Origin of the sequence: Streptomyces sp. WZ-12, from assembly GCF_028898845.1 — a bacterium.
Lineage (GTDB): Bacteria > Actinomycetota > Actinomycetes > Streptomycetales > Streptomycetaceae > Streptomyces.
Map to the genome: position 1 here is coordinate 6,910,869 of NZ_CP118574.1, position 25,828 is coordinate 6,936,696.

A 25,828-nucleotide genomic window follows, 5' to 3' on the forward strand; every position below is an offset into this window, starting at 1 on the left:
CGCGTCCCGTCCCCTCCCTCAGAAGTGCCGCACCAACTCCCCGAACGCCCCCAACCGCAACACCTTCTCGTCCCCCGGATCCAACTCCTCGTGCTCCAGCACCCAGGTGTGGTCATGCGGGATGAACACCGCGTTCAGCCCCGCCGAACGGGCCGGCAAAATATCCGACTTCGGCGAGTTCCCGATCATCCACGTCCGCTCCGGCGCCAGCCCATAGGCCCGCGTCAACTCCGCATACGTGGCGACGTTCTTCTCCGGCACGATGTGCACCCCCTGGAAGTGCCCCGTCAGCCCCGACGCGTCCACCTTCCGCTGCTGCTCCTCCCGATCCCCCTTGGTCAACAACAGCAACTCGTGCCGCCCGGCCAACTCCGCCAGCGTCTCCGCCACCCCGGCGATCAACTCCACCCGATCCCCCTCGAACGCCGCCCCCCACCCGGCGATCCGCGCCCGCTCCGCCGCCGTCACCGCCCGCCCCCGCACCCGTTCCGCACACTCCCCGAGGCTCCGCAGGAACACCTTGCTCCCGTACCCCAACGTCACCGCGTTCGCCGCCTCGATCCCGTCCAACACCTCCCGCACCGCCCCCCGCCCCATCCCCGGCCCCGCCAACCACCCCGTGAACTCCGCAATGACCCGCTCAAAGATCACGTTGTTCTCCCACAACGTGTCATCCGCATCAAAAATCAACACCACAAGCCCCTTTCGCCGTCCAGGAACGGGGGCACCCTACGCACGCGCCCGGGGCCCCCGCACCGAAAATTCCCGGCCCGCCGGCACGCACACGACGAGACAACGGCACACCGACCCACCGTCGGCGGGCTCACCTTCCACGCCCGGTCGAGAGAACCGCCCCAAGTGCCGTCGCACTTGAGGGCCGAGAAGACGCGGGCGGCGCACAGGGTGAAGTCCCCTACCACCCACACGTCGTGACACGGCCCAATGCCCTCCGGCCTCGCATCGGGCCCGGATCCCGCCCCTCAAGAGGCGCCGCGTACTGCGTGGTTCCGGTACGTCCCGAGCACCGAGCCGCGATCGACTCCCGTGCGTCGTCATCCATGGACGCACGGTAAGCGCCGTCACTGGCGGTCGCTGTTCACGGCATCTGGCGCGGGGCGCCCCCGGACCGCACCAATATGCCCGCACATAACACAGCAGGTGCTGACCGAATCAGTCAGCACCTGCGTAAGTGTCCGAGGGGGGACTTGAACCTTACGCACATGCCGGTGATGCGGGGTGAGTTGCGGCTGACATAGCGCCTCACGGCCGATACAAATCTATCGTGTGCTGTGCTGTGCTGTGCTGTGCTGTGCTGGAAGCTCCTTCTCTTTTCCGCAAGTTACCACTCTGCCGATATCTGGTACATCGCTTGTCCGTGTGAACGCCCGTGGCGTGACACGTGTTCGCCAGCTGTGGGACCGTCAGGCAAAGCCGAGGCGAGAAGTGCGGCCGTGGCCATGAGCGGAATCTCGGCAGCGGTGCTTGCGGTCTCCTTGGCCACCGTCCAGGCCGGGTAGCGGTGTTCGGCAGCCTGGTCCAGCACGGTGTGGTCGATGAGCCCTGTATGCCATTCGGCAGCAGATCGGCGACTTTTGCGAACATCGCAAGGCCGGCGGTGATCCGGAGAGCGACGGCCGTTGCCGTGGCAGCCCGGCGCGCACTGGAGCGGACTTTGGACACCAGCATGTCGTTCAGCTCCTCCTTAACCGGCGAGGCGTTCGGAGCACCGCACGCTGAGCGCCTGGATGGATGAGCGCCGAATGTGCCACATGCCCGGCCCTCGGCCTCATGGGCCGCGAGGTCGGCGTAGCCGCGATAGGTGTCCGAGGGGCTGCGGTGGCCGTAGCGTGCTGAGGCCAGAAGGGAAACAACAGCCTCACCAACAGAGGCGGTCTTGGAAGGAGGCATTCGGTACGACGTGCCCTCTCCATGAACAACATCGTGAGATGCGGACGAAGCGGGAATCCGGTGGCACCGGATTCCCGCCGTCTCAAATGGAGAGTCAGTCGGTAGCTGCGTCTCCGACGGTGAGGGGATGTCCAAAGTGACGCCCTCATGGGTGGAAGACGGAGTTGGGCCCGTACCCCACATATCGGCCACGGCAGTGTGGACCGCCTGTCACACTGCCCAGACCGCGGCCGCAGCGGCCCCCGGCCGCCGACCATTCCTTACCCAGGGCTGACCGAGTGTGACGATCGGAACACGTCAGTCGAGCTCGGCCAGCCCCTTTAGGAGAAGTCCCGCCCAGTCGGGCCGGCGCAGCAGATCGTCCGGGAATCCCACCGAACTGCCTGCAAGCTGATTGGTAACCGCTCCTTCGAAGCGTGCCACCGTGCAGCTGCCCCGGTCTTCCAGCGCCATGCGCCAACGCGAACCCAAGCTGGTACCCAAGGGCGGGGACAGGTACAGGGCACAGCGGACGTCATGGCGATCGAGGTAGAGGAATTGGTGTGTGCCGGCCACGGTGAAGCGGTGCCACCGATCGTCCGACTCGAACAAGGCTCCCTGACGGTGGGAATGCGCAGACCAGTCGTCCACAAGGTCTTCGGAACGCCAGCGTTCGTACTGCGCCGCAATATCGATCATCGCTGTTTTGTCCGCGGGCTCCAGGTGCCCACCAGTCGGACTGTCGCCTCCCCAGTGCACCGTCGTCGCGTCGCACACCCAGGTGTGCAGCACGTCCCCGATGCGGCCCAGCGGGTGCAGTACGTGAGTCGCGTCCAGAGCCTCGCGGACAGCCGTGCAGAATCGGCTGTGCCCACGGAGCTCCTCGTCCATTTCGGCATCGGACAGCAGTGCGTCGACCTTCACCTTGTCCAACGTGCTCAACAGGCGCAGTAGCCGCTCCGGGCCGCCTTCGAGCGGTAGTTCTTCCATCACGGCGGCGAGCGCGTAGGCAGCTTCACGAGGGCTGTCGTCCCACAAGGTGTCGACGATGTCGATGCGCAGGTTCATGGGGCGGAACGGGTCCTGGGCAACGAAGTCCCGCAGGACTCGAAGGTCCTCGTCCCCGCCGTACCCATCCCCGTGGACAAACGTCTCGACGTTGATGTCTGGTGCGATGGACCCCAGTTGGTGATATCCCGGCTCTCCGGCCAGACGCAAGTACTCGTCGATGGCCCGTCTGCGCAGGTATTCGTCGAGTTCCGTCGCGGCCACCAGGTGGGCGAAGGCCTGTATTGTCACCTTCCGGTGCTCGTCCTCCGTCATAGCGGCTCTTGTCCCACTATGAGGGCCGTCGGAATTATAGAAAACGCCGTGGAGTTCATAGGCGGGCTGCGCGGCCTCTGCCACCCACATCACGGCCCTCTCGGCCGCGCCTCCCAGGTATCGCAGACAGGTCATCACATCCGTACGGAGTTCAAAGTCACCGCACTCGTCGAGGTCGGTCTCCGTCAGCATGCCGAGGAGGACAGGAACCCACCTCTCAGGGTTCTTCTCGGCCAGTCTGATTGCTCGGGCCACGCGCCTGCGGTCCTCGATGTTCTCCGGTACATCTTCCTCCCACTCCTCGTCTTCGTTCTCCTCTCCCTCCGAGTCGTTGGGCTCCGGGTGGTTCCCGTCATCGCTCATGACTCTCCCTCACTCTGGCCACCGTGACCACAACAGCCTCTACTAGGACTTTAGTTGACCTGTTCCTGGCGCAAGAAGGGTTATGCAGGTGCACTGGGGAACCCACGAAGTTCTCCGCCTGGGACTCCCATGCATGTGAAGGGCGCGGTGCCCTACCAGCCGCGGATCTTACGGCCGTACTCGCTGTCCGGGTGGAGCAGCGCGTCGGCGACGCGCCCGCCGGCGTCCTTGGCGCCGCCGCCGAAGTTCAGCGTTCCGGCCGCGTTTGCGCTGGCGGCGACGCCGTCCCAGTACCGGGCCTCGCGCTCGAAGCGCACCGGCTCGACCAGCCGCAGCAGCTCCTCGACGTTCAGCCGAGTGCCGCCGAGGGCCCAGCTGGTGGCCTGGTGGGCGGCGATACCGAGCCCAGCGAGTACCGCTGGTGCGGAGACTGCATCATGTGCCTCGAAGTGCGGGAAGAGCCAGCCGATCAGCTGCGACAGCAACGGAACGATCTCGCGCTCGGCCTGCTCAGGGCTGACCCCTTCGGGCAGCTCACCCTCGTGCACGGTCGAGGAGGAGAGCCCGAGCCCGCCCCTCCCATGCAGCGTCGTGATCACTAGGACCCGCAGCGCGGACAGGGTCACGACCTCCGGGTCGGCTTTCGTCAGCTGCCGCTTGCGCGCCTGCACCAGCTTGCTGAGCGGGAAGATCTTCCCGTTGTGCTCGATCTTCACCGCCTCGGCGATCCGGTGGGCGAGCTGGGTGCCGATGTCACGCTGGTCCATCGACATGGCCAGATTCTTCGCGACCGGCACGCCCTCGACATTGCGGTCGTAGAAGATCTGCCGCGCGTCTTCGACGCTGAGCCCGAAGTACAGCTCGAACGACAGCCGCACGCTGCTGAGCTTCTCGTACGTCGTCCCGAAGCGCTCCGGGTTGTCGAACAGCTCGTGCCACGCGGTGACCTGCGTTTCCCCGTCGATCGCCACGACCGGCGACCCTGGCAGCACTGTGATCGTACGGATCCCGCTGCCCGCGATCAGCTCCTCGCTCACAGCCCCAGGCTGCCCGTCCAGCCACAGCGTGATCGGCGGCGTGGACCAAGCTGCCCCGTGCCCACCACCGATTCCGGTGGCGATGTAGGAGGCATAGGAGGTCACATTCCGCCCCTTCTGTGAGGCCTTCAGCATCCGCTGCACGAGCCCCCGCACCTCGGCGTGCCGACGCACCGCACCAGAGGCGTACTTCAGGGCCCGCTTGTCCTCCTCAGCCCGGGGCGAAGGGACGAGCTGGAGCAGCGTCGGCAGCCCCATCGTCCCGATCACCGCATCCGGGCGGAACGGGGTGACCGTGAGCTGGATCCCCTCGACGGTCGTGGTCGGCATGGTGATGGTCATCGTGAGGCCCTTCCAGGTGAGCGTGATGGGAATCGCGGTCTACACCCGGTGATCGTGCTCACCAAGACCGCATGGAGAGAGTGACAGTGCGTGTTAGCACTGTCAACAATTCACTCGATTCCACTGTAGCGGCCTCGCGTGTACTCTTGCCCCATGGAGGACGAAGGATCCGCTTCAGCGCCAGTTGTCACGGCGGCCCAGATCGCACGGCTTGCCGGTGTCACTCGTGCTGCTGTCGCCAATTGGCGACGCCGGCACGACGATTTCCCCGCGCCCGTCGGCGGGACAGCGGCAGGCCCGCTCTTCTCCCTTTCCGAGATCGAGACCTGGCTGGCCGGACAGCGCAAGGGGCGAGGAGCCTCGCAGGAGGTCGTCCTCTGGCAGTCCCTGCGCGCCGCGTATGGCGACGACATGACTGCCGCCCTCGTGGATGTCGGCTCACACCTGACCGGGAGGGCCACCGCGGCGCTCGAGGGCCAGCTCCGGGAGTCCGTCGACCAGATGGTCGCCGAGCGCACCGCGCCGCAATTCTTCGAGGACCTGATCGCCCGTTTCCTCGCTTCGGCCGGCCGCAGCGGCGCGCAGGCGACCTCCTCTCCGCGCCTTATCAGGGCCTTTACGCACCTCGCCGGACAGGCCGAGGGCTTGGTGTATGACCCAGCCTGCGGTGCCGGATCACTCCTGCTGACGGTCGCAGGACCACACGCGACCGGACGAGCCGGGCAAGAGCTCAGCCCCGGCCTGCTCCGACTGGCCCAGCTGCGAACCCAGCTCAGCGGGGGCCCTCCGGCCGGCCTTGAAGCCGGGGACTCGCTCCGGAACGACCGTCACCCCGATCTACGGGCCCAACTCGTCGTCTGCGAACCACCTTTGGGTCAGAATGACTGGGGTCGTGAGGAGCTGCTTCTCGACGCCCGATGGGAACTGGGCGCACCACCCCGAGCCGAGAGCGACCTGGCCTGGCTCCAGCACTGCTACTTCCACACCGCCCCCGGGGGCCGCGCGCTCATCGCGCTCGCGCCATCCGCCGCGTACCGCAGAAGCGGCCGTCGGATCCGGGCGGAGTTGGTGCGCCGCGGAGCCCTCCGCACGGTTGTGGCATTGCCCTCGGGCATGGCTACCAGTCACAACCTGCCGGTCCTGCTCTGGGAGCTCTGTCGTCCGGCAGCACCGGGCGAGGAGGTTCAGGCCGTGCGAATGGTCGACCTGACGGCGAACGATCCGGACGGCCCGCTGGAACCGACCCCGGACCAGGTCGCCGACGTATCACTGATCGATCTCATCCGCGAAGAGGTGGACCTCAGACCGTCCTCGTACGTGACGGAGGCCCAGCCCGACTACCCGACCGAGTACACGGCTCTCCGCACCGCCCTGGAACACCAACTGCGTGAACTGGCCGAGCTGCTGCCCCCGCTCCCTCCTGGCCCCGGCACCGGGTCCCTGGACGAGATCACCTTGGTGAGCGTCGGCGATCTGGTCAAGGCAGGTCTGGTACGTACGGGGGACGGCGAGACGGCTTCCACGAGTGATCAGTTGGACACGGACTACCTTCAAGGATTCCTTCGCAGCGCGAGCAACACCCGCCGCAACACCTCCGCCACGGGCACCCACCGGGCAGACCTGCGCGGGGCCCAGCTGCCACAGATGGACATCGGAGAGCAACGCCAGTACGGGGCGGCTTTCAGGAACTTGGGCGAGTTCGAGCGAAGGCTGAAGGAACTTGCCAGGATGGGCGATCAAGCCACCCGCCTGGCGTACGACGGGCTGACCAACGGCGCCCTCGCGCCAACGGGGACTTCACACGACGTGACATCACGAGAAGGTGCTGAGTGAGCAACACCAACCAGGAACTTGCCGACTTCATCTGGTCGGTGGCCGACCTGCTGCGCGGCGACTACAAACGCTCGGAGTACGCCAAGGTCATCCTGCCGCTCACGGTGCTGCGTCGCTTCGACTGCGTGATGGAGGAGAAGGGAACGCGCGAGGCGGTATGGGCGAGGAACGACTCGTTCGCAGGCGAGCGCAAGGACTCGCTCCTGATCGCCGTCTCGGGACTCCCGTTCTTCAACATCTCTCGGCAGAGTTTCAAGACCATCGGCAGTGACGACAAGAACGTCTACGTCAACCTCAAGGACTACATCCGCGGCTTCTCCCCCGAGGTCACCGAGATCATCGATCGGTACGACTTCCACATCCAGATCGAGCGCCTGAAGGACGCAGACCTTCTGTACCTGGTGGTCCAGGAGTTCGCGGCGATGGACCTCAGTCCGAGCAAGGTCAGCAACCACGACATGGGTTACGTCTTCGAGGAGCTGATCCGCAAGTTCGCGGACGCCTCCAACGAGACGGCCGGTGAGCACTTCACACCGCGCGAGGTCATCAAGCTGATGGTCGAACTGCTCTTGGGCCCCGACGAGGAGCTAATCCGCAGGCCTGGCGCGGTCATCGACATCCTCGACCCAGCGTGCGGCACAGGCGGCATGCTCGCCGCCGCCGAGGAACACATCAAGGAGCTCAAGCCAGGCGCGCGCGTCAACCTGTTCGGGCAGGAGATCAACGCCGAGTCGTACGCGATCTGCCGCTCCGACATGCTCCTCAAGGAGCATGTCGCCGGCAACATCCGATTCGGCAACACCTTCACCCGCGACTGGCACGAGGACCGCAAGTTCAGCTACATGCTGGCCAATCCGCCATTCGGCGTGGAGTGGAAGAAGTCGGAGAAGGCGGTCCGCGAAGAGCACGACGACCGCGGCTTCGACGGGCGCTTCGGCGCCGGTCTCCCCCGGATCAACGACGGCTCGTTCCTCTTCCTTCAGCACATGCTCCACAAGATGCAGCCGCTGAAGAAGGACGAGAACGGCAAGGAGATTGGCGGCTCGCGCATCGCCATCGTCTTCAACGGCTCCCCGCTCTTCACGGGAGGCGCAGGGTCGGGTGAATCGGAGATCCGCCGCTGGATCCTGGAAAACGACTACTTGGAGACCATCGTCGGCCTCCCGGACCAGCTCTTCTACAACACCGGTATCTCCACATACTTCTGGATCCTCAGCAACCGCAAACCCAAGCACCGTAAGGGCAAAGTCGTCATGATCGACGCGCGTGGGGAGTGGGTGAAGCGGCGGAAGTCCCTCGGCGAGAAGCGTAAGGAGATCTCCGAGGAGCAGATCGCCGGTATCTGCGCTCTGTATCGCGACGCCGAGCAGATCGCGGCGGACGAGAACCACCCGCAGCACGCCAAGGTGAAAATCCTCCGCAACGAGGAGTACGGCTACCAGCGCATCACCGTGGACCGCCCGCTGAAGCTCCGCTTCGAGATCACCGAGGACACGCTGACGGAGCTGGCGACCTCCGCGGCGCTCCAGAAGGTGCTGGGCGACAAGAAAATGTCAGAGGAGGAAGTAGCGAAACGGCAGGCCCAGTTCGTGGCTGCGCTTCATCCCCTGATCGGGGAGTCCTGGCCGACCAAGTCCGAAGCATGGGATGCCCTGCACGAGGCCGTCACCTCGGCCGGCCTTATCTGGCCGTCCGGCGCGGCCTTCCAGAAGGCCCTCCGGGAGGCGGTGGGCGTACGTGACCCGGAGGGCGAGGTCCAGTACGCGAAGGCCAAGCAGCCCGAACACGACCCCGACCTCCGCGACGCCGAGAACGTACCGATGGGCCAGAACATCGACGACTACTTGGCGGAAGAGGTCACCCCGCACGTCAAGGACGCGTGGATCGCCGAGCTGAAGAACCCGAAGACGAAGCTGACGGAGCGCTACAAGGTGGGCTACGAGATCCCATTCACGCGGCACTTCTACGTATACGAACCGCCGCGACCGCTAGCGGAGATCGACAAGGAACTCAAGTCCCTTGAGGCCGAGATCCAGGCGCTGCTGGGTGAGGTGACTTCATGAGCGCTCCGGAAATCACATACCCACGCTTCCCTCTGAGGCGCTTCATTCGAGAAATCACAGATGGCCCATTCGGTAGCTCCTTGGCCAGTAGCCACTATGCCGCAGAAGGTGCTCGTGTTATTCGCCTAGGAAACGTCGGTGCAGCTCGCTTCAAGGAAGGTGATGCCGCTTACATCTCCTTGGAATACTTCAAAGAGCTGCGACAGTACGAGGTGAAGTCCGGGGACTTGATCATCGCCGGACTCGGTGACTCCAATCATCCTGTCGGGCGCGCGTGCGTGGCACCCCCTGGCCTGGGTCCTGCAATTGTGAAGGCAGACTGCTTCCGCACCCGGCTCGACGAAGAACGGCTTTCCCATCGATACGCGGCCTGGGCGCTCAGTTCATCCTTCGTATCTGGCCAAGTACACACGTTGACACGCGGCTCAACTCGCGCCCGCATCAACCTCGATGTAGCACGCGAAATTCAATTGCCTGTACCTCCGGCAGAGGAACAGCACCGCATCGCCGACTTTCTCGACGCGGAGACCGCCCGTATTCATGAGATCTCCAAGGCACACAGCAATCAAGTCACCCTGCTGACCGAACGGCACCGAAGCTGGCTATCTGAGCTGTCTACGGAACTCACCCAGAAGTACGGATCTGTGCGCCTGAGGCATGTACTGGTGGGAATCGAGCAAGGGTGGTCGCCGCAGTGTGAGGAGCGCCTCGCAGGCGAAGGCGAGTGGGGAGTCATCAAGGCAGGATGCGTGAACGGAGGAATCTTCGATTCACTACAACATAAGCGACTACCTCCCTCCATTGAGCCTCGCCGCGAATACCAAATCAAACCCGGCGATCTCCTCATGTCACGAGCAAGCGGTTCCACTGATCTCATCGGTAGCACCGGAATTGTTCCAGATATCGATCAACAGCTTCTGCTCTGCGACAAGATTTACAGACTCCACGTCAACAAGGCTCGTGGCCGCACAGAATTCATCGCTCACATGCTCCGCACTCATTCTGTGCGAGAACATCTAAAGCTTGGAATTTCCGGCGCCGCAGGAATGGCAAATAACTTGCCTACGCCCGTGGTGAAAGATTGTGTGCTCCCTGACGTCCCGCTCGCAGAACAAGACTCAGCAATCGCCCAGTTGACCCATATGGGAGAGCTACTCAGTCAGACACAGTCAGCTCTCGAGCGCCAAATCACCCGTCTCGCTGAGCGCCGCCAAGCCCTGATCACCGCCGCCGTGACCGGCCAGTTCAACGTCTCGTCCGCCTCCGGCCGAGGAGTTGACACCCCGTGATCAGCATCCACAACGGCTCGGCGTCGTCCACCCGTGAAACCCACAGCACCGTCTCACCGGAATGCGAGGAGCCTGATCCCCATGGCGCGCGTCGACACCGAGGAAGCCTTCGAGAACGCCGTTGAGGCAGGGCTTCTCGCACACAAATGGAAGTCAGGTCTGGCCAAAACCTATCGGCATGAACTTGGCATCGAGACCGATGAGTTGCGCGACTTCCTCCGCGCCTCACAGAAAGATTCCTGGCTTCGCCTCCAGGCCGAATACGGCGAGGACGAGGACGCCTCGATCCAACGGTTCGCCAAGCGCGTGGCACAGCAGATCGACGCCCGCGGCGTACTCGACGTGTTCCGGCGCGGGGTGAACGACAGGAACGTGAAGATCCAGCTCGCGTACTTTCGGCCCGCTCATTCGCTCGCCGCCGACGCTCTGCATGAGTACAACGCCAACCGGCTCACCTTCGTAAGGCAGTTTCACTACTCGGCGAAGACTCCCGCCAAGTCCGTCGACATCGCACTGTTCGTCAACGGAATCCCCACCGCCTCGGTCGAGCTGAAGAACCACCTCACGGAACACCCGCAGAGCGTCGAGGACGCCATCCACCAGTACCGCACCGACCGCGATCCGAAGGAGCTGTTCTTCGCCAAGCGCACCCTCGTACACTTCGCGGTGGACCCAACCCTGGCGTTCCTCACCACCCGCCTGGCAGGGAAGAAGACCCGCTTCCTGCCGTTCAACACTGGCTCCGGTGGCCCCGGTGTCACCGGCGGTGCGGGCAACCCACCAACCACGGAGGCACAGGGCGACGGCGCGTACCCCGTCTCGTACCTGTGGGAACAGATCTGGGACCGCCACAACTGGCTTGAGCTGCTCGAGCGTTACCTGCACGTCGAGGACGAGCAGGCGAAGGCCGGCAAGTCGCCCTCGCACCGCCCCGGCAGTGCGCACGCCCAGCCGTTGATCTTCCCGCGCTATCACCAGTGGCATGCCGTACGGAAGCTCACCGATCACGCGACCCGGCACGGCGCCGGGGAGAACTACCTCGTCCAGCACTCAGCTGGTTCGGGCAAGTCCAACACCATCGCGTGGCTCGCACACCGTTTGTCGTCCCTGCACACCCCGGAGGATCCGGCGCTGCTCGGCGAGACCATCCGTGCGAAGGGTGTGCAGCCCAACGAGCCGGTCTTCGACAAGGTCATCGTCATCACCGACCGCCGAGTCCTGGACAAGCAACTCCAGGACACTATCTTCCAGTTCACGCACACACCGGGTGTCGTGCGACGCATTGACGAGGACTCCACGCAGCTCGCCGAAGCACTCACCGGGTCCACCGCGCGGATCGTCATCACGACCCTGCAGAAGTTCCCGTTCATCCTGAAGAAGGTCGGCGGGCTCGGGAAGCTCCGCTATGCGGTGATCATCGATGAGGCCCACTCCTCGCAGGGCGGCGACGGCTCGGCAGCGCTGAAGAAGGCCCTCGGCGCCAAGGCCGTGGACGCGGACGGCGACCCGCTGACCGCCGAGGCACTGGCCCGCGGCCAACAGCCGAACATGTCGTTCTTCGCGTTCACCGCCACGCCCAAGTCCAAGACGCTCGAACTCTTCGGCACAAAGGACCCGGTGACCGAGAAGCCGGGTCCCTTCCATGTGTACTCGATGCGCCAGGCCATCGACGAGGGCTTCATCCTCAACGTGCTGGACACCTTCATCACGTACGGCACCTACTTCAAGCTGCAGAACGATGCCGTCGAGGAGGTCGAGCGTCGGGTGGACCCACGCAAGGCCCGTTCCAAGCTGGTGCGTGCAGCGCTGCTGTCCGATGCGTCGTTGGCTCAGCGGGCGAAGATCATGGTGGATCACTTCCGCTCCCACAGCGCGGGCAGCCTCGGCGGACGGGCCAAGGCCATGGTCGTCACCCCCAGCCGCGAGCACGCGATCCGGCTCTTTCTCGCGATCCGCAAGTACGTGGACGAGCGGGCCGCCACGGACTGCACCCCGCTGGTCGCGTTCTCTGGATCCCTAACGGTCAATGACGTCGAGTACACCGAGTCCAAGCTCAACGGCTTCCCGGAGAAGGAACTCCCGGGGCGGTTCGGGTACGTACGCGCCGATGACGCGAATCCGCCGTCTGTACCGAAGCCCGAATACCGCATTCTCGTAGTCGCGGAGAAGTACCAGACCGGCTTCGACCAGCCGCTCCTGACGACGATGTACGTGGACAAGCCTCTCGCCAACGTCGCCGCCGTACAGACCCTCTCGCGCCTCAATCGCACGCACCCGCTCAAGTCCCAGGAAGACCTGTTCATCCTGGATTTCGCAAACAAGTTGGAGATCGTCAAGGACGCTTTCCAGGCGTACTACGAGACGTCGCTGACCGAGCCGACCGACCCCAATCTCCTGTTCGACCGGCAGGACGAGGTCATGGGCTACCAGCTGCTCGTGGAAGCCGAGATGGACGCGCTGGTCAAGGCGTACTTCGCAGCCTTCGACGACGGCCGTGCCACAGAGGACCAAGTCAAGAAGGCACACGCACGACTCTACCGTCACACAGCCCCCGCCGTGGACCGCTTCAACGGCCTCGCGGCCCAGGAACCGGAGAAGGCCGAGGAGTTCCGCCGGGCCCTGGACTCGTACGTCAAGGCGTACGGCTGGCTCTCGCACATCATCGGTTTCGAGAACCTGGAGCTCGAACGGCTCTTCCAGTACGGACGGTTCCTGCTGCGCCGGCTCCCGCGCCCCGATGGCACCGCGGCCGCCGACATAGGCGAGACGGTGCCAAGCCACATGCTGGTCAAGCAGACCGGAGCCCCCGAACTCAAGCTGGAGACGGTCGGAGCCCAGGTGCTGCCGGGTCTGGTGGCCCAGGCGGCAGGGGCTGCGGCGGAGGTCGAGGAGAAGTCGCTCGCCGAGGTCATCCAGTCCATCAATGACGAGCTGGGCGCCGAGTTGTCCACGGCGGACCAAATCCTGCTCGGCCAGCTCGTTGTGACGATCGCCGAGAACACGGACATGCAGGAGGTGGCCCTGGCCCAGGACGAGGAGACCTACGGTCGGGAACTCGCCAAAGACATGGACGACTTCGTCATCAAGCAGGCGCAGTCCAACGACGCGCTGATGGTCCGCTACTTCGACGACAACAAGGTGAACCGCCTCTTCCGGCGGGTCGCGACAGCCCAGTCGTACAACTTGATCCGCCGACCGGCCCGTCGTGAGGCCGACCGGCTGGCAACTGCCGAACGGGCGGCGGAGTTGAAGAACCGTGGTGCGAAACCCGCCGGGCCTTCCGGGCCTGCGGCACCGTAATCTGCACTGAAGATCACCACGAGGGAGAGGGTGCGGGCATGGGGGACGACATGACGCCGACCCAGGACGCGGGGCGGACCGAGAGAGCGCTGGCCGGGCGGTATCGCCTGAACACCCTCATCGGCGCGGGCGGCATGGGCGAGGTCTGGCAGGCCTACGACGTGAGTCTGGACCGGCGCGTCGCCGTCAAGATGATGCTCGACGAGCAGCCGCACGCGTACGCCATCCGGAACGCCGCCCACCAGGAGGCGATGGAGACCCGGCGCCTACGCTTCCTGCGTGAGGTACGGACAACCGCCGGACTCCACGAACACCCCGGTATCCCGGCGGTCTACGACACCGGATTCGACGAGGCGAGCGGGCGGTTGTACGTGGTCATGCAACTGCTGAGGGGACGCGAGCTCCAGACCCTCGTCGACGAGACGGACTACGACTACGAGCCTCTACCGCTTGCCTGGGCAGCGGCCATCGGAGCGCAGATCGCCTCCGCCCTGGACGAGGTCCATCGCCACGACGTCGTACACCGCGACATCAAACCGGCGAATCTGATGCTCACCCCGGGCGGGGTGGTGAAGGTGCTCGACTTCGGCGTCGCGGCCCTGCTCGGCTCGGGATCGAACCCCCATCTGACCCAGCCCGGCATGACCGTGGGCACCCCTGCCTACATGTCCCCCGAGCAGAGCCTGGCCAACGCGGTCGGCCCAGCCGCCGACATTTACGCACTCGCCTGCGTGATCTATCAACTCCTCACCGGGCGCACTCCTTTCACTGAGTCCGACGGCAAGTCCGTCACCTGGCATCAGGTAAACACCGACGCCCCGGCCGTGGGTGAAGTGCGCTCCGACGTACCCGACGACATCGAGCAACTGCTGCTCGGCATGATGGAGAAAGACCCCGAGGACCGGATGTCGGCGGCCACGGTCTACCAGACCTTGCTGCCGCTGGCCTCTCAGGGAACTCCGGCCGGCACTTCGCCGCTGGTCGCCGCTGGCGGGCTCGAACTCGATCCGTGTACGCCCTTCACCCGGCCGTTCGGCGAATCGGTCCGCCGAGGGCGCGGCCGAGCGAGGGCCTACACCCCGACCGTGCTAGACGCCGCGGCGGCGGACCCCGGCGTACTGTCCCTGAGCGAGGCTGAGGCAGACGAAGCGGCCGAGCGTGCGTCGGAACTCGTCGGCCAGAAGCAGTTCACCCAAGCGGCCGACGTGCTGGCGGACGTGCTGGCCAGGGCCACGGACAATGCTCTGGTGGCCGAACTGACCCTGTCCCTTGCACACGTGAAATTTCTCGCCGGCGCGCACAGCGCGGCCCTCGGCCTCTTCCAGGAGGCCGCGAAGGGTTTTGGCCGGCGGTTCGGCTCCGATGACATCGAAGTGCGGCGGTGCCTCTACTACGAGGCCGAGTGTCGTATGGAGCTTGGCGAGACCAGCGCTGCCGTCGCTGCCTTCACCGCGTATGTGCAGGTCGGCCCGGACGAGAGCGACGAGGACGCCGTCGACCGCCATCTGGAAGCGCTCGCCCAGATCATGCGTCTCGAGGCGGGATCCGAGCGGTTCCCGCAGGCGCGGGCCGCCGCGATTGCCCTCCGCGACGCGACGCGGCGCTATCGCGGGCTGGACGCCCCAGAGCTCGCTGACATCGACGGGTTCATCCAGCGACTGAAGCGGTTCGAGTAAGCGCGGCGTAGAAAGGGGTTCTCGGAGGCACGCGGTCCGTTTCCCCCTACGACCGCTCAGGGCCCCGCCGCGCACCCGACGACAAAGGACCATGCGGTAGCTTCAACGGCCAGCTGCAGGCTGCGGTCTCCTCCTCATCGCAGCTGCGGCAGCCCACTGGGGAAGGCGCCGCGCCCCATCGGGAAAACGGCTCGGGCTGAGATCGACGCCGACGCCAGCCCGACGCCGTAACCGTCCCGTCAGTCCTCGTCGTTCTGGCTGTCCAGCCACTCGGTGGCCAGCTCGTACAGATTCCGCTTGCCGTCGGGAGTCCAGCGCGCCGGTGCCTGTACCGAGGTCGGGGCCTCGTCCCATCCAGCAAGTTCCCAGATACGAAGGACCAACTTGTTGGCGGAGTAGTGCTGACCATCGTAGGCCCAGAGAAGCGGCTTGCTGCGGTCGTTCTGCCAGATCGCCTGCGCCCTGCGGGAGTCGGCTGCGATCCATTCCTTCACGGCACGAGCCTCGGGAACATTGCCCGGGATGTACGTCAGGGGAGTGCTGTCCGCAAGCAACCCTGCATTGACCAACGTCGGCACCGTGTCGGGACGCCGCGCCCTCCGAGTCCTCTGAGCGGGCGGCTGGTAGTTCTCGGGCAGCTTCGGTACGGGCCGACGACTGCGCACATCTGGCAGGACGAGGCGGGCAAGCTCCCGGCACTTGGTCTCGTTGGTGAACGTACTCGTGAGGAAGGATGTGGGACCGAACCTCGCATCGACATGGTGGATCAGCCACGAGAGTACGGCCCCGGCGAGGTCGGGAACCGCCGCGATCACCGCCTCCAGGTTGTACGCCGGTTCGTCGATGTCATCGATGTCGAGAAGCTGGAACACGAGGTGGGCAACCAGCAGGTCACCTCGCTGAGCCGTATCCGCGGCCCGTCCGTACACACGCTTGCGCAATGCGTCGAGTGCCTCGCCGACGGCCCGGTGGATGCACACACTGCGCCATATTCGGAACGCACTCGGGATCTCGCCGAACAGCCGTGGATAGGCCCCGCTCCGGCCCCGCTCCCACAACAGGTCCGTGTCCCGCTTGGCACGGACGGTGAGCTCGGGGGTCCGATGGGCGCAGGCCAGGGCGATCGCCGCGTGGACCACGGAGCATCCCGATTCCGGCGCGGGATCAGCTTCCCCTCGCTTGAAGACGTACAACTTCTGCAGCGAGAGGTCGAAGTCCTCGCGGATCAGCTCTTGGGCGTTGTCGAGGGCAACGAAATCCCGCTGGGACACGTCGTTCTGAGTGTTCGTAGTCTCCGTGATCCGAGCTGCGTACCGTCCTCGCTCGGCTCCGAGCGAGATGACCTTGACGGTGACATCGGCATCGTCAACAGTCTCCGGAGTCAGCTCCCTCGCTTTGTGGATCTCGGTCACCGTCTGCGCTCCGTTGACGACGCTGGCGCGCCTCAACCTCAGCTCGACCGTTTCATCTGGGCGTCGTCTGCCCGGCCAGTTTGGCTCGATCTCGTCACACAGAATGGTGATTCCGTTGTTGAAGTACCAGAAGTTGTCCGGTTCTTCGCTGAGGGTGATCTGAATGCCGGAGTTGATTCGCGTGAGCCCCAGGGACTTGCGGATGTTCTCGTCGTAGAGGCGATCCCCATGCTTCTCGTACCATTGCGCGACCTCGGAGGCCGCGACCGACCCCTGATAGGCCATGAACGGCATGTCCCTCTTGATCCACTGCGGCATGCGGACAGTGATGTCGACCGGCTCCGGAGCGCGGTCACTCTTCAGCTGCTGAAGCAGCTCGCCCGCACCCATGAGCCTGTAGTCCAGCATCGGCCCGAGACCGAAATGGTCATCGGCCGCCCGTTCCAGGACCGCTTCCGTATCTTTGTGGAGCGGGTCGTTGCCGACGACCGCGATCACCAAGGTGATCTTGAGCCGAGTGTCCGTGAGAGCCGAATCCAGCCGGGCGGTGAAGGGGAGCAGTTTGTCATTGAAGAGATCGAACCTGCGCTGTTCCAACAGGCTCAACCCGTCGATGAAGGCACGTGCGGCGTGGGTGTCAAAGCCGGCCGTACCCGAGTCCTTCCACTTCGCCTGGACGAGCCAGACCTGAGCGCCGTCGGTCACGGCCACGGCGTCGATGCCGTTGTCCCGGCTGCCGTCGATCACGGCTTCCGCGCATGCCTTGTGATCCCAGCCGGTCACCCGGCGGATAGCAGTCGCAGCCACCGCTCGGGACAGGAACGCCCGATCCCGCTCCACCTCGGAATTCCGTTGGAGGTCGCTCTCGTCGATGAGCCCCCGGTATCCCCGGATCAATGCCTCGCGGATCTGGTGCAGCTCCAGCGCCGTCGTCTTGATGGGTCCTCGCCCCGTATGGCCCACAGTCAGCTCTCCCCGCCCGTTCCCGTACCCTTGATCGCCCCGCTGACCAAGCGTATCCGGGCCATGCTGGATCGGCCCGGTCAGGCCAGCCGATCTGCCCGTCCGGCCACAGGCTTTCCCATGTGTTCATGAGGGCGGCGGTGGATCCGGCGCTCCAGCGCAGGACGGTGGACCAGGCCGGTGGGGTGATTCCTCAGGCGGCCAGGCGGGCATCGACGCACGAGACCGCCAAGTTAACGGTGTAACTGGTGTGGTTGTTGGGTCAGATGCGGGTTGCTGAGAGGCGGCCATCGAAGGCGATGTCGAATGCTTGCAATGCTCGCTTCCAGCGGGTGACCACCGCTTGCGGCCCTTCCCGCTGGGGTCGAGGCTCATCACCGCCCGCGAGGGCCACGTCCTCCCTCACCGCGCGGGCGAGGTGGAGGCCGGGCCCGCCGAGGTGTCGGTGCTGTGCGGCGACGGCCGCCGCCTGCGCCTGGAGGACGTCGAGATCGACGGACGACGTGGCGCACCCTGCGACTTCCCGCACGTCTTGCACTACAGCGTCGTCCTCACCCAGCTCGAAGGGCACCAGTGAACATACTCATCCTCGGCGCGGGCGGCTTCATCTGCCACCACCTCACCCGTGCCGTGCTGACACGCACCGAATGGCATGTCCGCGCACTGGACCTGCGCACCGACCGCCTCGCGGATGTGGCGGGCCACCCCCGGCTCGGCCTGCGCACCGGCGACGTCTTCACGTACCCGGACTGGATCGAACGGCAACTGCGCTGGGCGGCCGCGGATCCTGACCGAGGACTGCTCTCCGCGCCAGCGGAGGCGAACCGAAGCCGATCCCGCCGTTGACCTGGGACGCGCTCCCTTCTCCGTGCAGGCCGAGGTGGAACCGACCGCGAACGCGGCGGCCTGGGCGGCGGCTTCCCCTTTTCCGCGCGGGCGGAGGTGAACTGGCCAACAATTGCACCGGGGGGAAGCGGCCGTGCCCGTCTCTGGGCAGACGGGGGTGAACCACCCTGCTGGGAAGAGCCACCTTGGTCCAGGAGCCGTGCTCTCCGCGGGACTGGAGAGCACGGCTCCTACCTTCTGCAGCCTGACATCGGTGGATGGATCAGTGGGGCGTGGTGCGTGGGGGCTGGGTTCTGCTCTCCGGTCGGCGAGAGCCGGGGAGGTGCTGGGGCGGAGAGGGCGGTGTTGCAGGTTCGAGGACGACGGCGCCGGCTTCGCGGGCTAGATGATCGATTCCAAGGGATCGGCTGCGCGCACAAGGGGAGGGAGTCCAACGTCAGTGTGTGAAGACAGAGTTGGACTCCCTCGCCACCGCACTCTATGTGAAGACCGACGACCTGCTGAAGGCATCACCGCATCTGGCGCCCTGGCGTCCGGCGGTCGGGATCGCTCCGCGACTGACCGATGCCGAGCTGGTCACGCTCGCCATGGTGCAGGCGATGTTGGGCTTCACCTCCGAGGCCAAGTGGCTTCGCCATGCCCGCTCCCACCTGCGGCATCTCTTCCCCTACCTACCGCAGCAGCCCGGCTACAACAAGCGCCTGCGCAAGGCCGCCGAGTTGCTGCTGCGGCGGGTGACGCGGCTGCTGGCCACCGACACCTCCGTATGGAGCGACGACGTGTGGATCGTGGATTCCACGCCGGTGGAGTGCGGACGCTCCCGCGAGACCGTCAAACGCTCCGACCTGGCCGGATGGGCCGAGTACGGATACTGCGCCAGCCACAGCCGCTTCTTCTGGGCCTGCGCCTGCACCTGGTGTGTACCTGCAGGGCCTGCCGATCGCCTTCGCCCTGACCGGAGCCAAGGCCGACGAACGCGAGACCTTGCTGGACCTGCTCGCCTCCGAATTGCACCTCGTCGCCGCCCGGCCTGGACAGACGCTGATCGGCGACAAGAACTACTTCGGCCGCGACTTCGAGCACCAGTTGGCCGAGCAGGACATCCGGCTGCTGCGGCCGGCCCGCAAGGGTGAGCCGGAACGGCCCGGGACCCCACTGTTCAAGCCGTTGCGGCAGGTCATCGAGTCGCTCAACGAGACCTTCAAGGGCCAGCTCAACCTCGAACAGCACCGAGGCCGCACACCGGCCGGCGTGATCGCCCGCGTCATGCACCGCATCCTCGCCCTCACCACCGCGATCTGGCACAACGACCACACCGGCCAGCTCGTCCTGCGCTCACTGACCGCCTATGACCACTAAAAAACCTTGGAATCGATCATCTAGTCCTTGCCCGGCGGGACGCCGGAGTCCTCGACCCGGACGAAACCCAACTCCTGGAAAACACCCTCACCACCCTCCTGGGCCCCGACCTCCTCCACGCCCTCGCAGGCATCTGGAAAGCCGCCCACGCCACCGGCGACGAAGACGGGCAGACGATGATGGAACATAGCCACGCCTGGTGCCAGGCCCTGGGCACCACCCCCACCAACCCACCCCCGCCACCACACCCCACAGGCAGCGGCGCGGGGGAACTGGCCGCAGCGGTCAGCAAGGTGGTCGCCCATGTACAGGTCAACGAGGCCGCCCAGGCCGCCGCCGAGGCACGGGTCGCCGCCGCCCGCGCGGCCCGCGCACAGGCCAAGGCCAACCAGGCCGCCCAGGCACGGCAGGCAGCCAAGACCGCCGAGAAGGTCTTCAACCCCAGCGGACGCCCCTACACCCCCAACTCCAGCAAGCGGCAAGGTCGTTCGCCAGTGACTGGCAGCCGGGCACCCGAAGCCGGGGAGAAGGCGGCCGCCGGACGGCTGGCAAGGGTCCTGCGGGCCGCCGCCTACCGCGAACGCACCACCACCGTCACTACCTCCGCCGCCCCACCCGGCCGCCTCAACATGCGCCAAGCTCTGGCCGAGACGCCCAACGCGCAGCCGGCGCCACCCCCACCGCAACCCCTTGGACCCGCACCATCCACCGCCCCACCCCCACCCCACCCCTCCGGGTCGGGATCGCGGTCGACGTCTCCGGCTCCATGGACACCGCGACCGCACCCATCGCCTCCGCCACCTGGATCCTGGCCAAGGCCACCGCCCTGACCGACCCCGACTCCCGCACCGCCACCATCGCCTACCACCGCTCCCTCACCGCCATCACCACCCCCTCACGCACCCCCACCCGCGTCACCCAGTTCACCGCCCAAGGCGGCGGTCACTGCCTCGCCGAAGCCACCGACGCCCTCACCGCCACCCTCCACCTCGACCACCCCGGAGCAGGCCGCCTCCTCGTCATCGCCTCCGACGGCCGCTACCAACCCGACGAAGCCACCCGCGCCACCACCCGCATCACCAACCTCCGCAAAGCAGGTTGCGCGGTCCTCTGGCTCCCCTTCGCCCCCAACCCCCACCCCCTGCCCGGCACCACCCTCCTGGAACTCACCAACCCGACCCAGGCCATCACCGCCATCGCCAAAGCCGCCACCACCGCCCTCACCACCACCAACCCCTAACCCCCACCGGGTGCCGCCCCAGCCCTGTCCAGGGCGGCACCCCCCAACCTCAACCAACGTCGCTGCCCGAGCCCGCACTTGCCCAGTCATTGGAAGGCCCTAACCGCAACTGTCGGCGGACGGCAACGTCGCCGGCCCCGGCCCCACTCTGGCCGGCGTGCTGGTGGCGCAGTTCGACGGCCGCATCACGCTGCCATGTTCACCGCCGCCATCGCCTCATGCGTCCCCACCGGCATGGCCAACTCCCTTCAGGGCCTGGCCATCCGCAACCTCATCCACAATCGTGTTCCACCCGAAGTACGTCGCCGGGCCTTCATCTTCTCCGACGCAGCTCTCAACGGCGCCAACCTGACCGGCATCGCGCTGGGTGGCCCGGCAGCCGGCCAGCTGGGCGGAGTCGGTGCTCTCCAACTGGCCGGAGTCGGAACCCTTGTGGTGAGCCTGATCGCCGTCCCCGTTCTGGCCCGCGCCCCTCAAACGGCGATGGGGGCGGAGGGTCCGGCTGGTCGTGAAACGCTTCGAGGCCGGTGGACTCGTATGCGGGACCTTGGGGAGGCCGTCAAGAATGCGTGAAATCGGTGCCCCGCAAACGCAGTCTGTGTGGCTCGTCCACCTACGCTCGCCGAGTGGTCTGATCGCATACAGCTTCATCAGGGGGAATTGCGGTGCCGCATGAGCATTTTTCGATTCATCCCGAGCCTGTCACGGCTCTGGCCAAGGACTTCACCGCCTCCGCTGACCATCTCGACAGCCGCGTCAGTGACTTCGCCAAGCGGGCGGAGAACGTGGACGACGCCTTCGGCGTGATGTCGGAGTCCACCGAAGTCCTCTCCCAGTACGTGGAGATGACCCGTCATACCGCGACGAGCCTTCAAGAGTTATGCACCGGTCTGCGGAACTACGGCTCCGGCCTCCACCACACTATGGCCTCCTACCAAGGAGCCGACATCGCGCAGGCTCAGCAGTTCGGAGGCAACTGACATGGCAGGGCAACAGCAGGAGCAGCAGCCGCAGATCGAGAAGAGCTTCGACCTGTTCAACCCTGGTGGGGACCCGTCTGTCCTGCGGGCCTGTGCCGAGGCATGGCGGGGCATGGCCCATGACTTGAAGAGCACCATCGAGACCCAGAACCAGGAAGTCACCCGACTCGGTGACAACTGGACGGGCACCGCCGCTGATGCTTTCCACGCTCACTGGAACCACACCAGAGGCCAGGTAGAGAAGGCATTGCCCCAGTTCGAGACTGTGGCCAAGCAACTGGACACCACTGCGGATGCGATCCAGAAGGCCAACGACGAGGTCCAGCGCGTGGTCGAGGAGATCCTGGTCACGGCGGCGATCGGCATCGGCCTGTCGGTGGTGACTGCCGGCTTCTCTGACGCCATCGCGGCGGGCGCAGCCGAGATGGAGATCGCAGAGGCGACAACGGAGATCGGCCGGCTCGGCCGCCTCCTGATCGGGGCTGCCAAGGCGATTGAGAAGGTGAAGGAGGCGATGAAGGCGAACAAGATGCTTAAGTTCGGCATCGAGTTCGGCAAGAACACCGGAGCCAACTTCACTGGAAACGTCTTGGGACAGTCCCTGTCAGGGCACAAGGTTACCTGGGCCCAAGACTTCCAGGATGCCGCCATCGCCGGGGGCGTGAGCGCGGGATTCTCGGAAGTCGGGGGGAGGGTTGGGCAGAGGTTGGAGGATTGGTCGCGCAGTTCCGGGGGGCATGGAGCATCGTGGGCTCCCGGCAAGGCCATAGGTGCGGGACTGGATGGCAGGAACCTGCTTGGCAGGACAGTGATGGAAGGTGTGGGCAGCGCGGGTGGGCAGGCCGCCGCGGACGGTGGGGACATGCTGTTCGAGGGGGACGACAAGGACGTCTTGCGGGATATGGGCTTCAGCGGTGCCGCGGGAGCCGTTGGTGGGGCGGCAAACCACGCCGGCGACAAGGCTTTTGAGGACATCAGCGGCAAGCACCGCAAAGGCGGCCCAGCCGAATTTCCCGGCATACTACAGATCACCGCTGACGGAATCATCTACGGCATGGGCAACGAGGCCAACAACACAACAACACCGGACGATTGATCAATCGTGTTCGACGTTCACAAAAGCATCAAGCGCTTCCAGAACGACCCAGCCTGGACATATCGCAAGACGGCCCGCGACTACCTCGCCACGTTCGACCACCTTGGCTACCCGTTTAGTCTCGGCCCTGATGGCATCGCTATTCGCAACCTGCTCCAGGGGAGATTCCGCGGTCGGGACGTGAGCCTGTTCCACCTCCTTGCATGGCAGCGCAGTGGTAAGGCCAATGTCGCGTGGACCTATTCAGTGGCCGTAATCCCACTGCCTCGCGCCCTGCCGGCTACGGCCCTAACGTGGGGGCAACTGGCATCGTCCGTGCGGGCAGAAAAACGTTCTGCACTCAACCGTGTCACGGGCCGTGCCAGGGACTTGCCCGATCTCGGAACCCATCTCGTTAGTTACTGCGCCTCTGACCCTGACTTCGCGGTCCTCATCAGTAATTACGCCATGGAACGGCTCATGCACAAAGCCCGGATGGGCTGGCGCATCGAGGGCGACCGCGTGATCGGATGGACATCCGGGCGCAAGACCTACGAGGACATCCTCTCCCTCACCGAAACCCTCACGACCATCATCGAAGGCTTCCCCGAAGAGGCGTGGCACTGGCCCCAGCAGCAGGAATCCGGCAGCATTCCGCGCAGTGGGGCCGGTAGGCATCGCGCGCCCACCCGGGAAGGACTCGTCCGCCGAGCAGTGGATCCCAGCCGGTGGCCTCTGCAGCGACGGCCACGTCGCCAACCTGAACAACCGGATGACTGATGGTGGCCGAGGTGCACAGAGCACAAAGCCGACCCGCGAAGGCCCCCCGCTGGGGGGTCTCGCCTGTAGGGCCAACTGGCGCGCCCTCGCTTCTTGAGGGCGGTGTTGCTCGGCGATCCGACTGCGCGGCGGCAGACGCGGAAGTACGCCATCATGCTGGTGGATCTCGGAGGGACGGTCAGTGCGTAGCCGCCAGCAGCCGGGGTCCATCTGCCGTGGCTGAGGCGGCGGGTGACCGAGGTGACGGACGAGGACATGGCGCGGGATTACGACAGTCAGTTGCTGGAGTCGGTGGCGGTACGCCGTCGCAGGATGCGCGATGCCGTGTTGTTCGGCGCACAGCGGGGGCGGCGTACGGCGGATGAGCGGCTTGGGAAGGTGTTCGCGGGAATCGCGATCACCGCTGTCCTGTGTGCGGGGTGTGTGGGGTGGTCGTTCCTTCAGCACACGTTGGCGCAGCAGAAGGCGGAGCAGGACAAGCAGCAGCGACAGGTGCAGCAGTACGGAACGCCGACGCGGTCGGCGAAATCATAGAGAAGCACACAGATCAGATTCGGACAGGCTCTGCGGCGTCCAGGGACATGCACGAAGAGCTCCATGTACGGCAGGGGTCCCTGACATGGGGTCGGCGTGGAAGTCGGCAGCATGGGCCATGCTCGGTCGACCCCGGAGTACGTCAACGCCGCGATGGTAAGTTCCGGTGAGTGGTGAGCAAAGGAACGACTTCCAGGGGGCAGCTGAGTCGGGTGACGTTGGTCGGCGACCGGCGGCGGGCCGATGTCGTCCTGCTCTCCGACGTGCCGGTAGGGCAGCTGATCCCAGATATCTTGCAGTTGCTGGGCGATCGGCCTGCATCGCGGCCGACGGTACGACAGTTGATCACGTCCGACGGCTCCGCCCTCCCGCACGACAGCACGCTGGCGTCGGCCGGGATAGCCGACGGCGCCGTGCTTCGGCTCGTCACGGCGCACGCCGCGCCACCCGCCCCTGTGGTCCACGACGTCACCGATCAGGTCGCTGACGACCTCGACCTGCGGGCTTGGCGCTGGCGTCCCGCCGCGCGCCGGGCCAGCGCGGGTGTGGCGGCAGTTACGTTCATGGTGATCGCCGCGCTGATTGCCCGCCGTGAGTTTCCGCTCGGCGCGCTGGCCGGGGTACTGGCGGTCGTATCGTTCGGGCTTGCGGCGGCAGGTGCTCTTGTCGCCAAGGTCGGGCGGGGAAACCGGGGCCTGGCGACCGCGCTGTTGGTCGCCTCCGGAGGGCTTGGCGTTGTCGCCGCCTGGACGGCCGCCGATGCGTGCGGTTGGCCAAGTGCCGGGCGGCTTGCCGTCGTTGCGGGTGCGCTGGTGGTGATGCTGGGGGCCCTTGGTTACTTCTCGCCGCTCGGCAAGGGCGGGCTCGTGGGCGCCGCGGCCACGGCAGTGCTTGCCGTGGCGTGGGAGGCGGTGGCTGCCGTTCAGGGTGATGTGGCCCGGCTCGGCGCGGTCATGGCCGTCTTCTCCTTGGTGGTGCTTGGTCTGTTGCCGCGGCTGGCGCTGATGGCTTCGGGGCTGACCGCGCTGGATGACCGCCGCTCGGCCGGGGTGTCCATCAGCCGTCATCAGGTGGGTACCGCGCTGGCGGCGACACATCGCGGGCTCGTCCTGGCGACGACCGTGACGGCGGTTTCGGCGGCGGCTGCGGGCTGGTTGCTGACGTTGACGCAGCAGCCGAGCGCCTGGACCGTGGTGTTGGCCTCGCTCGTCGTGGTGGTGCTGGTGTCGAGGGCGCGGGCCTTCCCGCTGGTCGCCGAGGTCGTCGTGCTCCTGGCCGCCGCGTCGTGCCTTGTGGTGCGACTGGTAATGGTGTGGACGGAACATGCGGGAGGTGGCGGGCCGCTCGTCGTGCTGTGTGTGGCTGCGGTACTGCCGCTGGTTGTGTTGGCCGTGCAGGTTCCCGAGCATGTGCAGGTGCGGCTGCGACGCGTGGCTGATCTGGTCGAATCCATCGGCATGGTGGGGCTGTTCCCGCTCGCCGTCGGCGTGTTTGGTGTGTATGGGCAGTTGCTGCATCAGTTCTGA

The 25,828-nt window shown here is 65.8% G+C and carries 18 protein-coding genes and 2 pseudogenes; 15 read left to right on the forward strand and 5 right to left on the reverse strand.

Annotated elements, in window-relative coordinates; translation table 11 throughout:
- Positions 1–18 precede the first annotated feature (18 nt).
- The 3 genes from PV796_RS29990 to PV796_RS30000 all read right to left on the reverse strand — a co-directional run bounded on the left by PV796_RS29990 (position 19) and on the right by PV796_RS30000 (position 4,952).
- On the reverse strand, positions 19–693 hold the full coding sequence (locus PV796_RS29990; protein ID WP_274916618.1) for an HAD family hydrolase: 675 nt from the start codon (positions 691–693) through the stop codon (positions 19–21).
- A gap of 1,512 nt (positions 694–2,205) precedes the next feature.
- Positions 2,206–3,573 (reverse strand): hypothetical protein, encoded by a 1,368-nt coding sequence (locus PV796_RS29995; protein ID WP_274916619.1) that lies wholly within the window; start codon positions 3,571–3,573, stop codon positions 2,206–2,208.
- A gap of 152 nt (positions 3,574–3,725) precedes the next feature.
- Positions 3,726–4,952 carry a DNA sulfur modification protein DndB gene (locus PV796_RS30000; protein ID WP_274916620.1) on the reverse strand — a complete coding sequence of 409 codons (1,227 nt, stop codon included), beginning with the start codon at positions 4,950–4,952 and terminating at the stop codon, positions 3,726–3,728.
- 153 nt (positions 4,953–5,105) lie between these two features.
- On the opposite strand from PV796_RS30000, the gene PV796_RS30005 reads away from it, so the two are divergent.
- From PV796_RS30005 to PV796_RS30025, 5 genes are all read left to right on the forward strand, one after another.
- A complete protein-coding gene (locus PV796_RS30005; protein ID WP_274916621.1) occupies positions 5,106–6,785 on the forward strand; it encodes an N-6 DNA methylase in 1,680 nt (559 codons plus the stop codon).
- Positions 6,782–8,848 (forward strand): type I restriction-modification system subunit M, encoded by a 2,067-nt coding sequence (locus PV796_RS30010; RefSeq protein WP_274916622.1) that lies wholly within the window; start codon positions 6,782–6,784, stop codon positions 8,846–8,848. Before PV796_RS30005 ends, PV796_RS30010 begins: the two co-directional genes overlap by 4 nt.
- A complete protein-coding gene (locus PV796_RS30015) occupies positions 8,845–10,137 on the forward strand; it encodes a restriction endonuclease subunit S (protein ID WP_274916624.1) in 1,293 nt (430 codons plus the stop codon). Before PV796_RS30010 ends, PV796_RS30015 begins: the two co-directional genes overlap by 4 nt.
- A gap of 81 nt (positions 10,138–10,218) precedes the next feature.
- Positions 10,219–13,437, forward strand: a complete 3,219-nt coding sequence (locus tag PV796_RS30020) for a type I restriction endonuclease subunit R (protein WP_274916625.1) — start codon at positions 10,219–10,221, stop codon at positions 13,435–13,437.
- Positions 13,438–13,475: 38 nt separating this feature from the next.
- Positions 13,476–15,113, forward strand: a complete 1,638-nt coding sequence (locus PV796_RS30025; protein WP_274916626.1) for a serine/threonine-protein kinase — start codon at positions 13,476–13,478, stop codon at positions 15,111–15,113.
- Positions 15,114–15,352: 239 nt separating this feature from the next.
- Here PV796_RS30025 and PV796_RS30030 read toward each other — a convergent pair whose 3' ends face one another.
- Positions 15,353–17,488, reverse strand: a complete 2,136-nt coding sequence (locus PV796_RS30030) for an AIPR family protein (RefSeq protein ID WP_274916627.1) — start codon at positions 17,486–17,488, stop codon at positions 15,353–15,355.
- Positions 17,489–17,831: 343 nt separating this feature from the next.
- Between PV796_RS30030 and PV796_RS30035 the strand changes: the two genes are divergently transcribed.
- The 3 genes and pseudogenes from PV796_RS30035 to PV796_RS30045 all read left to right on the forward strand — a co-directional run bounded on the left by PV796_RS30035 (position 17,832) and on the right by PV796_RS30045 (position 19,693).
- Positions 17,832–18,065, forward strand: coding sequence for a hypothetical protein (locus PV796_RS30035; RefSeq protein ID WP_274916628.1), 234 nt, complete (start codon positions 17,832–17,834; stop codon positions 18,063–18,065).
- Positions 18,062–18,334, forward strand: a complete 273-nt coding sequence (locus PV796_RS30040; RefSeq protein WP_274916629.1) for a hypothetical protein — start codon at positions 18,062–18,064, stop codon at positions 18,332–18,334. The genes PV796_RS30035 and PV796_RS30040 overlap by 4 nt, the downstream gene beginning before the upstream one ends.
- Before the next feature lie 443 nt (positions 18,335–18,777).
- Positions 18,778–19,693 (forward strand): annotated as a pseudogene (locus tag PV796_RS30045) (IS982 family transposase).
- A gap of 20 nt (positions 19,694–19,713) precedes the next feature.
- Here the strand turns inward: PV796_RS30045 and PV796_RS30050 are convergent.
- Entirely contained in the window at positions 19,714–19,881 is a 168-nt protein-coding gene (locus PV796_RS30050) for a hypothetical protein (protein ID WP_274916630.1), read from the reverse strand.
- Between the two features lie 536 nt (positions 19,882–20,417).
- Between PV796_RS30050 and PV796_RS42440 the strand changes: the two are divergent.
- From PV796_RS42440 to eccD, 7 genes and pseudogenes are all read left to right on the forward strand, one after another.
- Positions 20,418–20,933, forward strand: a pseudogene (locus PV796_RS42440) (VWA domain-containing protein); the annotation flags it as partial.
- Positions 20,934–21,128: 195 nt separating this feature from the next.
- A complete protein-coding gene (locus PV796_RS30060; RefSeq protein WP_274916633.1) occupies positions 21,129–21,506 on the forward strand; it encodes a hypothetical protein in 378 nt (125 codons plus the stop codon).
- A 92-nt stretch (positions 21,507–21,598) separates the two neighbouring features.
- On the forward strand, positions 21,599–21,913 hold the full coding sequence (locus PV796_RS30065; protein WP_274916634.1) for a WXG100 family type VII secretion target: 315 nt from the start codon (positions 21,599–21,601) through the stop codon (positions 21,911–21,913).
- A 1-nt stretch (position 21,914) separates the two neighbouring features.
- The gene (locus PV796_RS30070; RefSeq protein ID WP_274916635.1) at positions 21,915–23,009 is read left to right on the forward strand and encodes a WXG100 family type VII secretion target; all 1,095 of its coding nucleotides are present in this window, start codon (positions 21,915–21,917) and stop codon (positions 23,007–23,009) included.
- Between the two features lie 6 nt (positions 23,010–23,015).
- Entirely contained in the window at positions 23,016–23,768 is a 753-nt protein-coding gene (locus PV796_RS30075; RefSeq protein WP_274916636.1) for a hypothetical protein, read from the forward strand.
- 255 nt (positions 23,769–24,023) lie between these two features.
- Positions 24,024–24,302 carry a hypothetical protein gene (locus tag PV796_RS30080; RefSeq protein WP_274919305.1) on the forward strand — a complete coding sequence of 93 codons (279 nt, stop codon included), beginning with the start codon at positions 24,024–24,026 and terminating at the stop codon, positions 24,300–24,302.
- A gap of 170 nt (positions 24,303–24,472) precedes the next feature.
- On the forward strand, positions 24,473–25,828 hold the full coding sequence (eccD, locus tag PV796_RS30085; RefSeq protein WP_274916637.1) for a type VII secretion integral membrane protein EccD: 1,356 nt from the start codon (positions 24,473–24,475) through the stop codon (positions 25,826–25,828).

Bases quoted from the DNA above. Each gene is read 5' to 3' on its own strand.
- PV796_RS29995 (WP_274916619.1), bottom strand. From the start codon at position 3,573: ATGAGCGATGACGGGAACCACCCGGAGCCCAACGACTCGGAGGGAGAG.
- PV796_RS30070 (WP_274916635.1), top strand. From the start codon at position 21,915: ATGGCAGGGCAACAGCAGGAGCAGCAGCCGCAGATCGAGAAGAGCTTC.
- PV796_RS30080 (WP_274919305.1), top strand. From the start codon at position 24,024: ATGGCGCGGGATTACGACAGTCAGTTGCTGGAGTCGGTGGCGGTACGC.
- PV796_RS30050 (WP_274916630.1), bottom strand. From the start codon at position 19,881: ATGTTCCATCATCGTCTGCCCGTCTTCGTCGCCGGTGGCGTGGGCGGC.
- PV796_RS30020 (WP_274916625.1), top strand. From the start codon at position 10,219: ATGGCGCGCGTCGACACCGAGGAAGCCTTCGAGAACGCCGTTGAGGCA.
- PV796_RS30025 (WP_274916626.1), top strand. From the start codon at position 13,476: ATGGGGGACGACATGACGCCGACCCAGGACGCGGGGCGGACCGAGAGA.
- PV796_RS30015 (WP_274916624.1), top strand. From the start codon at position 8,845: ATGAGCGCTCCGGAAATCACATACCCACGCTTCCCTCTGAGGCGCTTC.
- PV796_RS30005 (WP_274916621.1), top strand. From the start codon at position 5,106: ATGGAGGACGAAGGATCCGCTTCAGCGCCAGTTGTCACGGCGGCCCAG.
- PV796_RS30000 (WP_274916620.1), bottom strand. From the start codon at position 4,952: ATGACCATCACCATGCCGACCACGACCGTCGAGGGGATCCAGCTCACG.
- PV796_RS30060 (WP_274916633.1), top strand. From the start codon at position 21,129: ATGTTCACCGCCGCCATCGCCTCATGCGTCCCCACCGGCATGGCCAAC.